This window comes from Chryseobacterium endophyticum (genome assembly GCF_056333165.1).
The window spans coordinates 706,066-721,631 of sequence record NZ_JBWGXE010000002.1 but is presented as its reverse complement, the minus strand read 5'-3'; the positions used below and the strand labels follow the sequence as shown (position 1 = coordinate 721,631).

Here is a 15,566-nt window from a genome sequence, read left to right as displayed (position 1 = left end):
ATGAATTTTATCGACAGTTTAATTATTATCATGTTGATTTTGATATTAAATGTTGCTGTATTTATGCTTTTTAAAAAATATATCTACGGTAAGGCAGATGCGGCAATGAAATTTTTATCCCTGAATATATCAAAAGATTTGATCTGGCTTATTATTTCCCTGATCATTATAGACAAAACAAAAGAAAATTTTCTGTTTATAGTGATATGTTTTGTAATAGGATCAATCCTTATATATATACCTGTAATAAAACTGATTAATAAATCCTGATTTTTTTGATGATAAAAATCAATTTTTAGTATTGGTAGAGTTTAATAAAATCGATATATTTGCACACGATTAAAAAAGAGATATGAATAGAAAGATTTCTTCATTGTTTTTCGCATTTTTATTTGTGTTTGTGAGCAGTTTAGCTATTGCGCAGCATACTTCTGAAGGCGAAGAGCCGGCAGAAAAAATAGAACAGAAAGAAGACTTTAATGCTACAAAAATGATCATGGAGCACATCGGTGATTCAAATGAATGGCATTTATGGACTACAAAAGATGATAATGGTGAAGAGCATCATGTTTCTGTTCCGCTTCCTGTAATTATTAAAGATAATGAAGGGTGGCATACTTTTCTTTCAAGCAGTATTGCTCATGGTCACGAACACGACGGGTATACTTTAGAAGAAGGACAGGTAGTCTCTACCAAGGGTGTTGAGAAAGCAACTTTATTCTCAATCATCAGCGGAAAACAAAAATCAAACGAAGTATTTTTTGACCTTTCAATTACCAAAAATACCGCATCAATGTTTCTGTCGGTAATTTTCATGGCATTGATTTTTATGGGAATGGCAAGAAACTATAAAAGGTCTCAGTTGCCGAAAGGAGCAGGAAAAATATTTGAGCCTGTGATTGTATTCATCAGAGACGAAGTAGCGATTCCAAATATCGGATCAGTTAAATATAAAAGATATATGCCTTACTTATTGACTGCATTTTTCTTTATCTGGTTCAATAACTTATTCGGGTTGATTCCTTTCTTTCCTTTTGGAGCAAATCTTACCGGTAATATCGCAATCACTGCAGTTTTAGCCATCATTACTTTATTAATTACATTATTCAGTGCTAATAAAGATTACTGGAAACACATCTTTATGCCACCGGTTCCGATCTTATTGTATCCTATTATGGTTCCTATTGAGATTATCGGGATCTTCACAAAACCTTTTGCTTTAATGATGCGACTTTTCGCTAACGTTACTGCAGGACACATTATGATTCTGGCGATCATCTCTCTGATCTTCATTTTCAAATCTCCATTCTTAGGATTCGCATCGGTGCCATTAGCATTATTCGTTTCCGTATTGGAATTATTGGTAGCAGCATTACAGGCGTACATCTTTACGGTATTGTCCGCATTGTTTATCGGTATCGCAGTAGCAGAACATGAGCATGAGCACGGACATGAAGAGCACGCTCACTAATTAAAAGAAAATATTAAAATAATTTTTAACTAATATAATTTATTTATTATGGACATGTCAACAGGAGCAGGTTTAGTTTACGTAGGTATCGGTTTAGCAGTACTAGGAGTAGGTCTTGGTATCGGAAAAATCGGAGGTCATGCAATGGACGCTATCGCAAGACAGCCTGAGCAAGCTGGTAAGATTCAGGGAGCAATGCTTATTGCTGCAGGTCTTATCGAAGGTGCTGGTCTTATCGCGATTATCTTTGGTGCTTTCATCAAGTAATCTATCCTCAAGAAAACATTCTTAGCAGTGAAGCGGTTGGCTGCTGCTAAGAATTTTTAAAAACAATCCATAAAATAACACTAAAAAGAAATTTACAGATATGGGAATTATAGAACCTGGAATTGGACTTTTGTTTTGGATGACCTTAACTTTTGTTATCCTATTATTTCTTCTAGCAAAATTCGCTTGGAAACCAATTGTTAACGCTATTAACGACAGAGAAACTTCTATTGTTGATGCTCTTAACCAGGCTACATTGGCCAGAAAAGAAATGGAGACTTTAAAAGAGGATAACGAAAGAATCATTCGTGAAGCAAAAATCGAAAGAGATGCTATCCTTAAAGAAGCAAGAGAAATTAAAGATAGAATCGTAGGTGAAGCTAAAGATGCTGCCAAAGCGGAAGGGGATAAAATCATCGAAGCTGCTAAACAAACCATCAATGCGGAGAAGAATGCTGCTATGGCAGATATCAAAACGCAGATTGGTACATTGTCAGTAAATATCGCTGAATCTATCCTTGAACAAAAGCTTGACAACAGTGAAGCACAAAACGAATTAGTTCAGAATTATTTAAACAAATCAAACCTTAACTAAGAATGCTTACATCTAAAGTAGCTAAAAGATACGCACAGGGTTTACTTGATTTCACCAATGAATCAGGTCAGACAGCTACCGTATTTTCTGAGATGAAAGATGTGGTAAAGTTAATGTCTGAATCTGTAGATTTAAACAAATTCTTTCTTACGCCGTACATCGATTCTAAAAAGAAAGTAGAGGTAGCGAATGAGATTTTTAAGAGCTTATCGGTTTCTTCAAGAAACATGATTACCCTGGTAATCAGACACGGAAGAGAAAACCAGCTTAAAAATATTGCACAGGAATTCATTAATAAAGTTGAGGATATCAATGGTGTGCAGCGAGTAACGCTTACAACCGCAACCCAGCTTTCAAAAGAAAATATTGATCAGATTCTGAAGTCTACCAGCCTTGTCAACACCAACTCTAATTTTGATTTGGTAATAAATGTAAAGCCTGAAATTTTAGGAGGTTATATCCTGAGAGTAGGTGATCAGCAGGTAGATGCATCTGTGAAGTCTAAACTTAATAAAGTGAAAAAAGATTTTCAATTAAATTAAAGAAAAAACAACCATACAATGGCAGAAATAAATCCGGCAGAAGTATCTGCGATCTTAAAACAGCAATTGGCCAACTTCGATACTCAGTCAAACGTTGAGGAAGTAGGTACAGTTTTAACCATCGGTGATGGTATTGCTCGTGTATACGGGTTAGAAAACGTACAATACGGAGAGTTGGTGAAATTTTCTAGTGATGTAGAAGGTATTGTACTGAACCTTGAAGAAGACAACGTAGGGGTTGCGCTACTTGGTGAAAGTAAATTGGTAAAAGAAGGAGATACCGTAAGAAGAACAAACAGAATCTCTTCTATTAAAGTAGGAGAAGGCATGTTGGGAAGAGTAGTGGATACTCTTGGTAACCCTATCGATGGTAAAGGTCCTATTACCGGGGATTTATACGAAATGCCATTGGAAAGAAAAGCTCCCGGAGTTATCTACAGACAGCCGGTAACCGAGCCTTTACAGTCAGGTATCGTAGCGATCGACTCTATGATCCCTGTGGGTAGAGGTCAGAGAGAGCTTATCATTGGCGACAGACAGACGGGTAAAACTACTGTTGCGATTGATACGATCATCAACCAAAAAGAATTCTTTGATGCAGGAAAACCTGTATATTGTATATATGTTGCGATCGGACAAAAAGCGTCTACCGTAGCACAAATCGTTAAAACACTTTCTGATAAAGGCGCTTTAGCTTATACGGTAATCGTTGCGGCTAACGCATCAGACCCGGTTCCTATGCAGGTGTATTCTGCAATGGCAGGAGCTGCGATCGGTGAGTTCTTCAGAGACACCGGAAGACCGGCTTTGATCGTTTATGATGATTTATCCAAACAGGCGGTGGCTTACCGTGAGCTTTCCCTTCTATTGAGAAGACCACCGGGCCGTGAAGCTTATCCTGGGGACGTTTTCTATCTTCACTCAAGATTATTGGAAAGAGCGGCCAAAGTGATCGCTGATGACCAAATCGCTAGCCAAATGAACGATTTACCTGAGTCTTTAAGACCTATCGTAAAAGGTGGTGGTTCATTAACAGCCCTTCCAATTATCGAAACGCAGGCGGGTGACGTTTCTGCGTATATCCCGACCAACGTAATCTCTATTACCGACGGACAGATCTTCTTGGAGTCTGACCTTTTCAACTCAGGGGTTCGTCCTGCGATCAACGTAGGGATCTCCGTATCAAGGGTAGGAGGTAACGCTCAGATCAAATCCATGAAAAAAGTGTCTGGTACATTGAAATTAGACCAGGCTCAATATAAAGAATTGGAGGCGTTTGCTAAGTTCGGTTCTGACCTTGATGCTGCTACATTAGCCGTAATCTCTAAAGGGGAAAGAAACGTGGAAATCCTTAAGCAGCCGGTAAACTCTCCACTTCCGGTAGACAGCCAGGTAGCGATGATCTACGCAGGAACAGAGAATTTATTGAGAAACGTTCCGATCAGAAAAGTAAAAGAATTCCAGATCGAATATATCGATTTCCTTAGATCAAAGCATCCTGATACGATGGCTGCCATCAAAGCAGGGAAAATCGATGATTCCATCACCAGCGTTCTTAAGCAGGCAGCTAACGATTTAGCTTCTAAATATAACTAAAAATTCAATGTTTAAGGTTTAAATTCAATGTTTTAAACCTTAAACTTTAGACCTTAAACCTTGAACCAAAATAATGGCAAACTTAAAAGAAATACGAGGCAGAATTACATCAATTTCATCAACGATGCAGATTACCCGTGCTATGAAAATGGTTTCCGCTGCGAAACTGAAGAAAGCACAGGACGCCATCGTAATGCTAAGACCTTATTCTGAAAAACTTCAGGAGCTTATCCAGAATGTAAATTCCAGCTCAGATCCTGATCAGGTTTCTGTGTATGCTCAGAAAAGAGAAGTGAAAAGAGTACTTTTCATCGCTGTTACTTCAAACAGAGGTCTTGCGGGAGCTTTTAACTCTTCTATCGTGAAAGAGCTTAACGCACAGTTTCAGAATAATTCTCAGTATGAGATCGAAGTTCTACCGGTTGGTAAAAAAGCTTTTGATGCGGTAAGAAGAAATCGTACGGTATATTCTAATGCAAGTTCCGTATACGACAATCTGAACTTCGATGCTGTGGCCAACGTTGCAGAAGGAGTAATGACGAGTTTTAAGGAAGGTAAGTTTGACGAAGTTTATTTAATTTATAATAAATTTATCAATGCGGCTACGCAGGAAGTAACCACAGAACAGCTTCTTCCGATCTCTATGCCTGAAACGACCGAGCCTCAGGTGGAGACAGATTATATTTTCGAACCAAACAGAACGGAAATTTTAGATAATCTGATTCCTAAATCGATCAAAACTCAGGTTTTCAAAGCCATCCTTGATTCAGTAGCCTCTGAGCACGGAGCGAGAATGACCGCGATGCATAAAGCAACAGACAACGCCGAGGCTTTGAGAAATGATCTGAAGATCTTCTACAACAAAGCAAGGCAGGCTGCTATTACCAATGAAATTTTAGAGATCGTTTCAGGAGCGGAAGCTTTGAAAAACTCTTAAAAAAGATATTTCATACAACAATTTATAAAGCATCGTATACCACGATGCTTTTTTTGTTATTTTTATTTTGTATATATTTGTACCCAATAAATTATATATAACTTCTAAATGGACTCGGACATAGTCAGGCTTTTGCTGGCCGTATTACTTGTTTTACTTAATGGCTTCTTTGTAGCCGCAGAATTTTCAATCGTTAAAGTTCGTTATTCACAAATCCAATTAAAAGCCGCAGAAGGAAATTCTATGGCAAAGCAGGCTGAACATATCATCAAGCACCTTGATGAATATCTTTCTGCTACACAGCTCGGTATTACACTGGCCTCTCTTGCCCTGGGTTGGGTTGGAGAGAGTGCCCTGCATCATATTGTGGAGAATATTTTTAACTCCCTTAATGTGACTCTGACTGAAACAACGATTACTTCAATATCGGTAATTACCAGTTTCGTTCTGATCACCATTATGCACATCGTTTTCGGTGAGCTAATCCCAAAATCAATTGCCATCAGGAAATCGGAAGCGACAACCATGGCTACAGCACTCCCTTTAAGGGTTTTCTATACGGTTTTCAAGCCGTTTATATGGTTGATGAACCTGATGTCCAATACTTTTTTAAGGTTGGTGAAAATTCATCCGGCTTCGGAACACGAAATTCACTCTACTGAAGAACTTCAGCTTTTGGTAAAACAAAGTGCCGATAGCGGGGAGATCGAAGAAGAGAACTATGAAATTATCAAAAATGCTTTTGATTTTACGGACCATTCTGCCAAACAGATCATGGTTCCACGTCAGAATATTACCTCTATCGATTTTGAAGAAGATGTAAACGAGATCATCAACAAAATAATGGATAGCGGATATTCCAGAATTCCCGTTTACGTAGATTCTATTGACAATGTGATTGGTATTCTTTACACAAAAGAGATTATCAGGGAGTTTGTGAAAAGAAAAGGAGAACTGAGCCACGAAGATCTGAAAGAGCTGATGAGGGATGCCTTCTTCGTTGTAGGAAGTAAAAAGATCTCAGACCTTTTGAAAATTTTCCAGCAGAAAAAACAACACCTTGCGATTGTCATAGACGAATTTGGCGGTACGGAAGGAATCATCACCCTTGAAGATATTCTTGAAGAGTTGGTGGGTGAAATTCAGGATGAAGAGGATGACGAAGAGAAAGTCGTTGATAAAATCGCAGACAATACTTTCTGGGTTCAGGCTACACAGCCTTTGGATGAAATTAATGAATTTCTGCCTAAAAAGTTACCCCTTTCAGAGGAAAGCGAATATAATACACTTGCAGGATTCATTCTGCATGCCCTGGAAGATATTCCGGAGGAAAACCAGGAGTTTCAGCTTGAAAATTATCATTTTAAAATCTTAAAAATGAATAATAAAAGTGTCGAACTGGTCGAGCTTTTATACGATGAACCGAATAATATTAATGATCTGGCGGAAAAAATAGGCGAGGTTTAATCTTAAACGAAACAAAATGATTTTTTATAACAATATAAAAGATTACGACAATCCGAAAAGGAAGTATGAAGAAGATGTTCTTGTACTGGATGATACGGATGAAATTTATAAATTGGTTTTGTATAATGATGATGTTCACACCTTTGATTATGTGATCGATTGTCTAATTGAAATTTGCAAACATACCCTCGAACAGGCTGAGCAGTGTACGATTCTGGTGCATTTTAAAGGAAAATGTACAGTAAAGACAGGATCAATGGATTTGCTCAAACCTATGCATGAAAAATTGCTTTCCAGGGAACTGACAAGCGAAATAGTATAAAATCAACTCCGGAATTCACCGGAGTTTTTTTATGGAATACGTCATGATTTTTACAACATTTGTGAAATTTTAGTAAATAATTGTATATTGCTCATTGAAATTATTAAAAAATATAAATGGGATTAAAAATCAACACTTTTCTTTTAGGTTGCCTGTTATCTTATTCAGCCTTATCAGGGCAACAATCCTCATTAGAAAGTCCTGCAAGAAACTGGATATCTGCAAATTTAAGAGATATTGGTCTTAAAGACTTCACGAACTTAAAATTAAACTTTGTAAGAAAAGGAAACGGAGGGGAAACGCTTCGCTTTCAGCAAATGATCGGAAATGTACCGGTTCTTCATTCGGAAATAGTTTTGCATTTTAACAAAGAGGGCAAAGTGACCTATGCTTCTACAGAAAGTTTAAAGAAAAACTTAAAGCAAATCAATACGGAGCCGACGTTCAATGTACAGGATGCATTAAAAAAAGCGCATCTTGCTTCTCATTCAAAATGGGATATCACATTTGAAGAAACTAAACTTTTTATATATGTTACCGAGCAGGGTGAAACAAAACTTGTATATCGTGTTTTGACGAATTCTTACGAGAATCCGGGCAGCTGGGAGACTATTGTCGATGCAAAAACCGGTGAAATTATCAGTGTTAAAGATGTTTCTTTCCGTCATAAAGATAAAGATGAACCTTCAGAAAATAAAAATCTGAAAAAAGGTGGAAAAAAGGGTTTGGTAACAGGCTCTGCCTACATTTTTGAACCCGATCCGCTTTCCAAAATGCATGTGGCATACGGCGGACAATATGTGGATGGAAATGATGCCACGAATGCAAGCTTAGACGCGGCAAGAACTCTGGTTACGATTCCCGAGCTGGAACTTACGGGCGGAGTCTATAAGCTGAAAGGTTCTTACGTTGAAATCAAAGAGCTTGAATCTCCGAATAAAGGATTATTTACCCAAACCACCAATCAGTTTCTGTTTAACAGGAATCAGGATGGTTTTGAAGCAGCCAATGCTTACTGGCACTTGGATAATAATCTCCGTTATATCAATCTTACTTTGGGAATTCCTTGTATTCCAAGTGCCAACAATGGAATTCTTGCTTTTGATCCTCATGGAGAAAGTGGTGCCGATAACTCTCATTACGATCCGAACAGTCAGGTTTTGGTGTTTGGAGAAGGCGGTGTGGATGATGCCGAAGATGCCGATGTTATTTTACACGAACTCGGCCACGGAATTCACGACTGGCTTACCAACGGCAATCTGTCACAGGTTAACGGATTAAGTGAAGGTTCCGGAGATTACTGGGCACAATCCTACAGCAGAAGCTTAAATCAGTGGCAGTCGGGTGAAGCTGCCTATAACTGGATGTTCAGCTGGGACGGTCATAATTCTTTCTGGGCTGGAAGAATTACCAATTATACCGCAACATATCCCACCCAGTTAACAGGTTCTATACATACCGACGGACAGATCTGGGCTTCCGCACTCATGAGGATTTATAATGCCATCGGAAAACAAAAAACGGACAGGGCATTTCTGGAGGGATTAAGTATGACCAGCTCCAACACCAATCAGCAAAACGCCGCTATTGCAGTAAGACAGGCTGCGATTGACATGCTGGGAACTTTTGGCTTCACGTGTAGTGACATCACGCAAATGACGGCAGAATTTACAGCCGCAGGCTATACCATGCCAGCTTACAATTGCCAGTTGGGTGTAAACGATACTGATAAAAAAGAAATCATTGCGGTTTATCCAAATCCCGTTTCGGATGTATTAAACGTTTCTTTAAAATTAAGCAGGGAAGAAAAGGCGGAAATCTTTAATATGGAAGGTAGAAAAGTAATGGAAACAACCATTGCCAACGGAAGGAATACCATCAATGTTTCCCACTTGACGGTCGGGGACTACATTTTGAAAATAAAAGGATTGGAAATATCAACGAAATTCATTAAAAAATAAGATCAGGTCCGGTGTTTTAAATACCGGATTTTTCTTTTACTGAATTTAAGCAGGCATTATTTATTTGCATTCAACTAAAATAGTATATTTGTAAAACGATAAACAAACAAAAAAGAATGCTTGTAATAGGAATTGCAGGAGGTACAGGATCCGGCAAAACTACAGTTGTTGATAAAATTATTCAGCAGCTTGATATTGAAGGAATGAATATCCTTTCCCAGGATAATTATTATCATGATAATCATAACCTTACGTTGACTGAAAGAGAAGCTTTAAACTATGATCATCCAAAATCCATTGATTTTGATTTACTGATAAAACATGTAAAAGCTTTAAAGAATAATGAACCGATTGAGCAGCCTGTTTACAGCTTTGTAACCCATTCGAGAACCGGAGATCATGTGACGGTAGAACCTAAAAATGTATTGGTCGTAGAAGGAATTCTTGTGCTTACCAATAAAGAGCTTCTGAAGGAATTTGATCTTAAAGTATTTGTACATGCCGATTCGGACGAGAGACTGATCAGAAGGATCCGAAGGGACACACAGGAAAGAGGAAGGGATTTGAATGAAGTGCTGCACCGTTACCAGACCACGCTGAAGCCCATGCATCAGGAATTTATTGAGCCCTCGAAGAATGAAGCCGATCTTATCATCCCGAATATGAGGCAGAATTCCGTTGCCATTGATTTTTTGACCACCGTGATAAAAAATTCGCTGAGAAAACATTAATTACATGAAAGGGAATAAGCTTATCAAAGATATTCAGCCGAAATCTGAGACTCTCAAATTTCTCCAGAAGTATATTTTAAACAAGTATACCATTACCATTTGCCTTTTTCTGGTATGGATGATTTTTTTTGATAAAACATCATTCCTGGTAATCAATGAGCTGAATGGAGAGATCAACAAATATGAAGAACAGCTTCAGTATTATAAAACAGAGTATGAAAAAAACGATGCCTTTTATAAGAAACTGATGAACAATAAATCTGAAAAAGAAAAATACGCCAGAGAAAATTATTTCATGAAAAAACCGAATGAAGAAATTTTCATCCTGGTCGTAGACAGTACAAAGGTTCCAAAGAAATAATTAAAAGGTGAATGGTGAATTGTCAATTCGCTCGCTTGTCAATCTCACAAGGTAAAAAATAAGCCCGTTTGGTAGACTCACAATTCACCATTGACCACCTATAATCCATATGCCATGTCAAATACAGCTTGGGAAAATTTAGTAAAGAAACAACTTAAAACCGAAGATATTTACGCAGTTCTCACCAAAGAAAATTTAGAGGGAATTGTCGTAAAACCTTTCTACGATGAAGTTCAGGCTCCTTTGGCAAACCTTCCGAAAGTCGAAGAAAACACACATCTTGTCGCAAAATACCACGAAAGCTTGGAAGAAGATGTTTTTGCATTTCTGCTCCACCAGAATGTTGAAAACCTTACCCAGAAAGCCCTTTTCATCAATGATACAGAGCTTGCCGGTCATATAAGTCCTAAAGAAGAAGATCAGTATTTTTCGCTGATTGATGTTTTTGATGAAAAGAAAGGGGAAATAAATGATCAGCTGGTCAAAGAACTACTGGCAAAACAATTCAGAAGAAATATCTGCGTTGATATTGCTTTACATCAGAATGCCGGAGCAGCTATCTACCAGCAATTGGGGATTGCCTTGGCAAAAACTAAAGAACTGATCGAGATCTACGGCGAGGAAATATTGAATAAACTCTTGTTCAGAATTGCCATCGGAGGGAATTATTTCTTTGAAATGGCAAAATTAAGAGCATTTAAGCTTGTTTTCAACCAGCTTTCGAAAGAATATGATCTGAATGAAATTCCATATATTTTTGCAGAAACATCGTTTAGAAATAAAGCTAAATCTGATCACGAAAATAACCTGATCAGGTCTACCCTTGAACTTGCTTCCGCTATGATAGGAGGGGCCGATGCAGTTTTCAGCAACAATTATCTGATCAACGGGGCGTCAGAAAATTCCGAAGAAATTTCGTTTAAACAGCAGATTGTTCTGGCTTATGAAAGCATTATTAATGTTTTTGAAGACGCTTCCAACGGAAGTTATTTTGTAGAAGACATCACCAGGCAGATTGCTGAAAAATCATGGACTTATTTTGTTGAAATCGAAGAAAAAGGCGGTTATCTCGAGCTTCTGAAAAAAGGAGCTATACAGAAAGACATCTTTGAACATGCTTTGAAAGAGCAGCAGTGGGTAGAAGAAGGTAAGATAAAACTGATCGGAGTAAATTTATACCCTAAACTTGAAGTTAAAAAATCCGCCGAGGAATTATATGACGAAAACCAAATAAAAGCCGTTCGTTGGGCTGAAATGTTTGAATGATTTCAAGATAAAATCGTATTTGCTCAATAAAAAATTTATAAACAAAAAGCGGTTGATTTTGACCACAGATTTTCACGGATTTTCACGGATCTCTAAGTAAAGAATATAAATAAACACAATATATGTATGAAAGAAAATGAAATAAGCTTTTATATCAGGAAATCCATATTTTCCGTATATAATGAGCTAGGCCCCGGATTATTGGAGAAAGTTTATGAAAAAGTTTTATTTCATGAACTTCAAAATAATAGCCTGTCTGTACAGACACAGGTTCCTATGAAAATTAAATACAAAGATACGTTCCTTGATTCTGGTTTTATCGCAGATATTATCGTTGAAAATAAAGTTATCATTGAGGTAAAGGCAGTTACAGAAGTCAATAATATCCATCATCAGCAATTACTAACCTATCTAAAGCTTACAGATTTAAAATTAGGTATTTTAGTAAACTTTAATACTGATTATATTGATAAGAGCATATTCAGGAAAATAAACGGCTATTTAGATTGATCAAATTTAAATGTTTTGTAAATCTGTAACTGGAAATATTCATTCAGTCATTAACTTTTGATCAATATAAAAAGTGAAAATATAAAAAATAAAAGCAATCATCTGTGAAAATCCGTGCAAATCCGTGGTTAAAAAATAATAATATCGAATCTTCATTTCTAATCAATTGAATAAAAAATGAAATCTTTATAATTTAACGCATTTACCCTTGAAAATCAGTATAATCTGTGGAAATAGTCATATTAAACCAAGAAATTAAAGACTACATCAATGCCAATCTGAATACAGATCTGCACTCACTGTTATTAAAAAAATCACCTTTTCCCGGGGTTTCCATGCAGGAAATCGTTCAGCAGATCAAAGGTAAGCAGGTTGCACAGAAAAAATTTCCTTTTTTGTTGAAAGAAGGAATTATTTTCCCTCCGCAACTGAATTTGGAACAATCCTCATCAGAAAACACAGCTCAATATAAGGCAGATTTATTAAAAGGAGAATCGTTTGTCGATCTTACGAGCGGTTTCGGGATTGATGCCTATTATTTATCACAAAATTTTAAAGAAGTTACACTGGTTGAGCAGAACGAAGAACTTTTGAATATTGTTCGCCACAATTGGAATATTTTAGAAAGGAAAGCAAAATTCATCCATCAGAAGCTGGAAGATTTTCTTAATGAGAATGAAGAGAGATTTGATGTTGTTTATCTTGATCCTGCAAGGCGCGACCATCATAAAAATAAGGTTTTTCTGCTACAGGACCTCTCCCCGAATATTCTTGAAATTCAGCAAAAGCTGCTTTCGGTTTCAGATAAAATAGTCATTAAGCTTTCGCCGCTGATTGATATAAAATACCTGCTTTCCGTCTTGCCGGATATTTTCAGAATAGAAATTATTGCCGTCAGAAACGATGTCAAAGAAATTGTTGTTTTTTTAAGTAAGGATAGACAGCCCTCAATTCCCTGCCGTTGCACAAATCTCGAATCGAATGATCCTTCTTTTGAGTTTTCCATTGGGGAAGAAGAAAATGCCAAACCGCAATACGGAGAGCCTGAACAGTACATTTATATCCCCAACAATACGATTCTGAAAGCCGGGATCTTCAATTTGATCTCACAGGAAAAGCAATTAAAAAAGCTACACCCGAATACTCATATTTACACATCGGATATAAAAATTAATGATTTTCCCGGAAGAATATTGGAAATGGAAATTATTGATCCTAAAATGATTAAAAAGAAAAGCCAGTATAATATTATTTCAAAAAACTATCCTTTAAAACCAGAAGAAATAAAGAAAAAATACAGCCTGAAAGACGGAGGCGATCAGTATCTTATTTTTACACAGTCCAAAAAAGGGAAAATAATTTTAAAATCACTATAAAAATGTTGCTGTAAAATGCAAGATTTCTTAATTTTGGACAATTAAAAAATAAGCATGATATCGCTCAATGCTGAAATTATTCAAACAGCCCGGTAAAGCGATTCAGGATGATACATTAAAAAAATAAATTTTCCATATGAAAAAATTAGTTATTTGTTTGGCCCTTGCTACTGTTGCGGTAAGCTGTAAAAAAATTCAGGCTGGCGGAAATAAAGACGTTATTAAGCTTGAAGAAGGTGCAGAAAGATACTCTGATGACGAACAGACAAGCGGTGAGCAGGATAATCTTTCCGAATACAGAGGAGACGCGCACGACGGTCATGAAACACCGGTGAAAACCGATACTGCCGGAGCTGCAAAGCATAAAGAAGAAGATAACAAGCATTCTGATGCCACTCCTATTCCTGAGGGTTCCCAAACTCCGAAAGCTGAACACTAATTTAGATCAGATAAAAACAGAGATATCCTGCAGAAATGCGGGATATTTTTTTGGGAGCTTGATCCGGCTCTCCGCTACTACTCCTCGCGCCGATGCTCCCCCTCCTTCCACCGCTGAAGCCCTTCACTCCCAAACCTTCCAACCCCGCTGTGGGGTAACCGCTGCGATCCGGGCTAGGGTTTTCGTCCTTATATCAATATTTCACATTTTCATTAAAACAAGATATCCTGAAACCTGAAGAAAATTATACGTTTTTGTTTGTTCCGGCGTGGCAATTTTTTTACTTTTAGCAAAATAAATTTTACGATGCAAGAAACATTAAATTACATCAACGAAAACAAACAGCGTTTCGTGGATGAATTATTTGAGTTACTGAGAATTCCTTCAATTTCTGCCGACCCTGCTTATAAGGAAGACGTCCTGAAATGTGCGGATGTAGTAGCGGCACACCTGAAAAATGCAGGCGCAGACCATGTGGAAGTTTGTCAGACAAAAGGATATCCTATCGTTTTCGGAGAAAAAATTTTAGATACCAACCTGCCGACTGTTTTAGTATACGGGCATTATGACGTGCAGCCTGCCGATCCGCTGGAGCTTTGGAAAAAACCGCCATTTGAGCCTTATATTGAAAAAACGGAGCTTCATCCCGAAGGTGCTATTTTTGCCAGGGGTTCCGCAGATGATAAAGGACAGTTTTTTATGCATCTCAAAGCGTTTGAAGCGATGATGAAAACCGATTCTCTCCCTTGTAATGTGAAATTTATTTTAGAAGGAGAAGAGGAAGTAGGTTCTGTGAGCCTTGGGGATTTTGTCAACGAAAACAAGGAAAAGCTTTCTTGCGACTGTATTTTAATTTCAGATACCCATATTTACAGCAATGAACAGCCGACGGTGACTACAGGTCTTAGAGGACTAAGTTATGTGGAAGTTGAGGTAGAAGGTCCCAACAGGGATTTACATTCAGGATTGTACGGAGGGGCGGTGCCAAACCCTATTCATGTTCTTTCAAGAATGATCGCTAAACTGATCGACGAAGACGGCCATATCACCATTGATGGTTTTTATGATCATGTAGAGACGGTTTCTGATGCCGACAGAGCAGATATGAACAAACTAAGGGATAATCCTGAAGAATTTAAGAAATCCATCGGACTGAATGGAGTGGAAGGTGAAAAAGGGTATACGACTTTAGAAAGAACCTCTATCCGTCCTACCTTAGACTGCAACGGAATCTGGGGTGGTTATACCGGCGAAGGTGCAAAAACGGTGATTCCTTCCAAAGCTTTTGCCAAGATTTCAATGCGTCTTGTTCCTTATCAGACCCCTGAGGAAATTACGGAAAAATTCACGGCTTATTTCAAGAAAATCGCTCCTGAAAATGTAAAGGTGAAAGTAACGCCACATCATGGGGGGATGCCTTATGTTTTACCAACCGATACCAAAGAATTCCTTGCCGCAAAACAAGCCATGGAATCTGCTTTTGGAAAAGAAGTGCTGCCGTACAGAGGCGGAGGAAGTATCCCTATTACGGCTATGTTTGAGCAGGTATTGGGAGCCAAATCCGTTTTGATGGGCTTTGGCCTCGATTCGGATGCGATCCACTCTCCAAATGAACATTACGGATTATTCAATTTTTATAAAGGGATTGAAAGCATTCCGATGTTTTTTGAAAAGTATGCGAAATAGTTCACGATAATATTTAATTTCATTAATATTAAAGAGGCA

Annotated in this window: 16 protein-coding genes; all 16 read left to right on the top strand. The window is 37.7% G+C overall.

Annotated features, from left to right (window positions below):
* Positions 1 to 352 precede the first annotated feature (352 nt).
* The 16 genes from atpB (at position 353) to AC0N32_RS07635 (ending at position 15,527) form a co-directional block, all read left to right on the top strand.
* Entirely contained in the window at positions 353 to 1,471 is a 1,119-nt protein-coding gene (atpB, locus tag AC0N32_RS07710; RefSeq protein ID WP_476393274.1) for a F0F1 ATP synthase subunit A, read from the top strand.
* Positions 1,472 to 1,519: 48 nt separating this feature from the next.
* Positions 1,520 to 1,738, top strand: a complete 219-nt coding sequence (locus tag AC0N32_RS07705; protein WP_056031560.1) for an ATP synthase F0 subunit C — start codon at positions 1,520 to 1,522, stop codon at positions 1,736 to 1,738.
* A 100-nt stretch (positions 1,739 to 1,838) separates the two neighbouring features.
* The gene (locus tag AC0N32_RS07700) at positions 1,839 to 2,333 is read left to right on the top strand and encodes a F0F1 ATP synthase subunit B (protein WP_476393273.1); all 495 of its coding nucleotides are present in this window, start codon (positions 1,839 to 1,841) and stop codon (positions 2,331 to 2,333) included.
* A 2-nt stretch (positions 2,334 to 2,335) separates the two neighbouring features.
* Positions 2,336 to 2,875, top strand: a complete 540-nt coding sequence (gene atpH / locus AC0N32_RS07695; RefSeq protein ID WP_476393272.1) for an ATP synthase F1 subunit delta — start codon at positions 2,336 to 2,338, stop codon at positions 2,873 to 2,875.
* A gap of 18 nt (positions 2,876 to 2,893) precedes the next feature.
* On the top strand, positions 2,894 to 4,471 hold the full coding sequence (atpA, locus tag AC0N32_RS07690; protein WP_476393271.1) for a F0F1 ATP synthase subunit alpha: 1,578 nt from the start codon (positions 2,894 to 2,896) through the stop codon (positions 4,469 to 4,471).
* Positions 4,472 to 4,544: 73 nt separating this feature from the next.
* On the top strand, positions 4,545 to 5,408 hold the full coding sequence (gene atpG / locus AC0N32_RS07685; RefSeq protein WP_476393270.1) for an ATP synthase F1 subunit gamma: 864 nt from the start codon (positions 4,545 to 4,547) through the stop codon (positions 5,406 to 5,408).
* A gap of 108 nt (positions 5,409 to 5,516) precedes the next feature.
* Positions 5,517 to 6,875 carry a hemolysin family protein gene (locus tag AC0N32_RS07680; protein WP_476393269.1) on the top strand — a complete coding sequence of 453 codons (1,359 nt, stop codon included), beginning with the start codon at positions 5,517 to 5,519 and terminating at the stop codon, positions 6,873 to 6,875.
* A 16-nt stretch (positions 6,876 to 6,891) separates the two neighbouring features.
* A complete protein-coding gene (locus AC0N32_RS07675; RefSeq protein WP_476393268.1) occupies positions 6,892 to 7,197 on the top strand; it encodes an ATP-dependent Clp protease adaptor ClpS in 306 nt (101 codons plus the stop codon).
* A gap of 116 nt (positions 7,198 to 7,313) precedes the next feature.
* Entirely contained in the window at positions 7,314 to 9,158 is a 1,845-nt protein-coding gene (locus tag AC0N32_RS07670; protein WP_476393267.1) for a T9SS type A sorting domain-containing protein, read from the top strand.
* 116 nt (positions 9,159 to 9,274) lie between these two features.
* The gene (gene udk, locus AC0N32_RS07665) at positions 9,275 to 9,889 is read left to right on the top strand and encodes a uridine kinase (RefSeq protein WP_476393266.1); all 615 of its coding nucleotides are present in this window, start codon (positions 9,275 to 9,277) and stop codon (positions 9,887 to 9,889) included.
* A gap of 4 nt (positions 9,890 to 9,893) precedes the next feature.
* Complete coding sequence (locus AC0N32_RS07660) at positions 9,894 to 10,250, top strand: FtsB family cell division protein (protein ID WP_476393265.1); 357 nt, start codon at positions 9,894 to 9,896, stop codon at positions 10,248 to 10,250.
* Positions 10,251 to 10,364: 114 nt separating this feature from the next.
* Positions 10,365 to 11,516: a methylmalonyl-CoA mutase family protein gene (locus AC0N32_RS07655; RefSeq protein WP_476393264.1), complete on the top strand. Its 1,152-nt coding sequence runs from the start codon at positions 10,365 to 10,367 to the stop codon at positions 11,514 to 11,516.
* Between the two features lie 126 nt (positions 11,517 to 11,642).
* The gene (locus tag AC0N32_RS07650) at positions 11,643 to 12,026 is read left to right on the top strand and encodes a GxxExxY protein (RefSeq protein ID WP_476393263.1); all 384 of its coding nucleotides are present in this window, start codon (positions 11,643 to 11,645) and stop codon (positions 12,024 to 12,026) included.
* Positions 12,027 to 12,253: 227 nt separating this feature from the next.
* Positions 12,254 to 13,402: a THUMP-like domain-containing protein gene (locus tag AC0N32_RS07645; RefSeq protein ID WP_476393262.1), complete on the top strand. Its 1,149-nt coding sequence runs from the start codon at positions 12,254 to 12,256 to the stop codon at positions 13,400 to 13,402.
* A 136-nt stretch (positions 13,403 to 13,538) separates the two neighbouring features.
* On the top strand, positions 13,539 to 13,841 hold the full coding sequence (locus AC0N32_RS07640; protein WP_476393261.1) for a hypothetical protein: 303 nt from the start codon (positions 13,539 to 13,541) through the stop codon (positions 13,839 to 13,841).
* Positions 13,842 to 14,147: 306 nt separating this feature from the next.
* Complete coding sequence (locus tag AC0N32_RS07635; RefSeq protein WP_476393260.1) at positions 14,148 to 15,527, top strand: dipeptidase; 1,380 nt, start codon at positions 14,148 to 14,150, stop codon at positions 15,525 to 15,527.
* The last annotated feature ends 39 nt before the right edge of the window (positions 15,528 to 15,566 follow it).

Bases quoted from the DNA above. Each gene is read 5' to 3' on its own strand.
- AC0N32_RS07705 (WP_056031560.1), top strand. From the start codon at position 1,520: ATGGACATGTCAACAGGAGCAGGTTTAGTTTACGTAGGTATCGGTTTA.
- AC0N32_RS07650 (WP_476393263.1), top strand. From the start codon at position 11,643: ATGAAAGAAAATGAAATAAGCTTTTATATCAGGAAATCCATATTTTCC.
- atpH (WP_476393272.1), top strand. From the start codon at position 2,336: ATGCTTACATCTAAAGTAGCTAAAAGATACGCACAGGGTTTACTTGAT.
- AC0N32_RS07655 (WP_476393264.1), top strand. From the start codon at position 10,365: ATGTCAAATACAGCTTGGGAAAATTTAGTAAAGAAACAACTTAAAACC.
- AC0N32_RS07675 (WP_476393268.1), top strand. From the start codon at position 6,892: ATGATTTTTTATAACAATATAAAAGATTACGACAATCCGAAAAGGAAG.
- udk (WP_476393266.1), top strand. From the start codon at position 9,275: ATGCTTGTAATAGGAATTGCAGGAGGTACAGGATCCGGCAAAACTACA.
- AC0N32_RS07670 (WP_476393267.1), top strand. From the start codon at position 7,314: ATGGGATTAAAAATCAACACTTTTCTTTTAGGTTGCCTGTTATCTTAT.
- atpB (WP_476393274.1), top strand. From the start codon at position 353: ATGAATAGAAAGATTTCTTCATTGTTTTTCGCATTTTTATTTGTGTTT.
- AC0N32_RS07635 (WP_476393260.1), top strand. From the start codon at position 14,148: ATGCAAGAAACATTAAATTACATCAACGAAAACAAACAGCGTTTCGTG.
- AC0N32_RS07700 (WP_476393273.1), top strand. From the start codon at position 1,839: ATGGGAATTATAGAACCTGGAATTGGACTTTTGTTTTGGATGACCTTA.
- atpG (WP_476393270.1), top strand. From the start codon at position 4,545: ATGGCAAACTTAAAAGAAATACGAGGCAGAATTACATCAATTTCATCA.
- AC0N32_RS07660 (WP_476393265.1), top strand. From the start codon at position 9,894: ATGAAAGGGAATAAGCTTATCAAAGATATTCAGCCGAAATCTGAGACT.
- AC0N32_RS07680 (WP_476393269.1), top strand. From the start codon at position 5,517: ATGGACTCGGACATAGTCAGGCTTTTGCTGGCCGTATTACTTGTTTTA.
- atpA (WP_476393271.1), top strand. From the start codon at position 2,894: ATGGCAGAAATAAATCCGGCAGAAGTATCTGCGATCTTAAAACAGCAA.
- AC0N32_RS07640 (WP_476393261.1), top strand. From the start codon at position 13,539: ATGAAAAAATTAGTTATTTGTTTGGCCCTTGCTACTGTTGCGGTAAGC.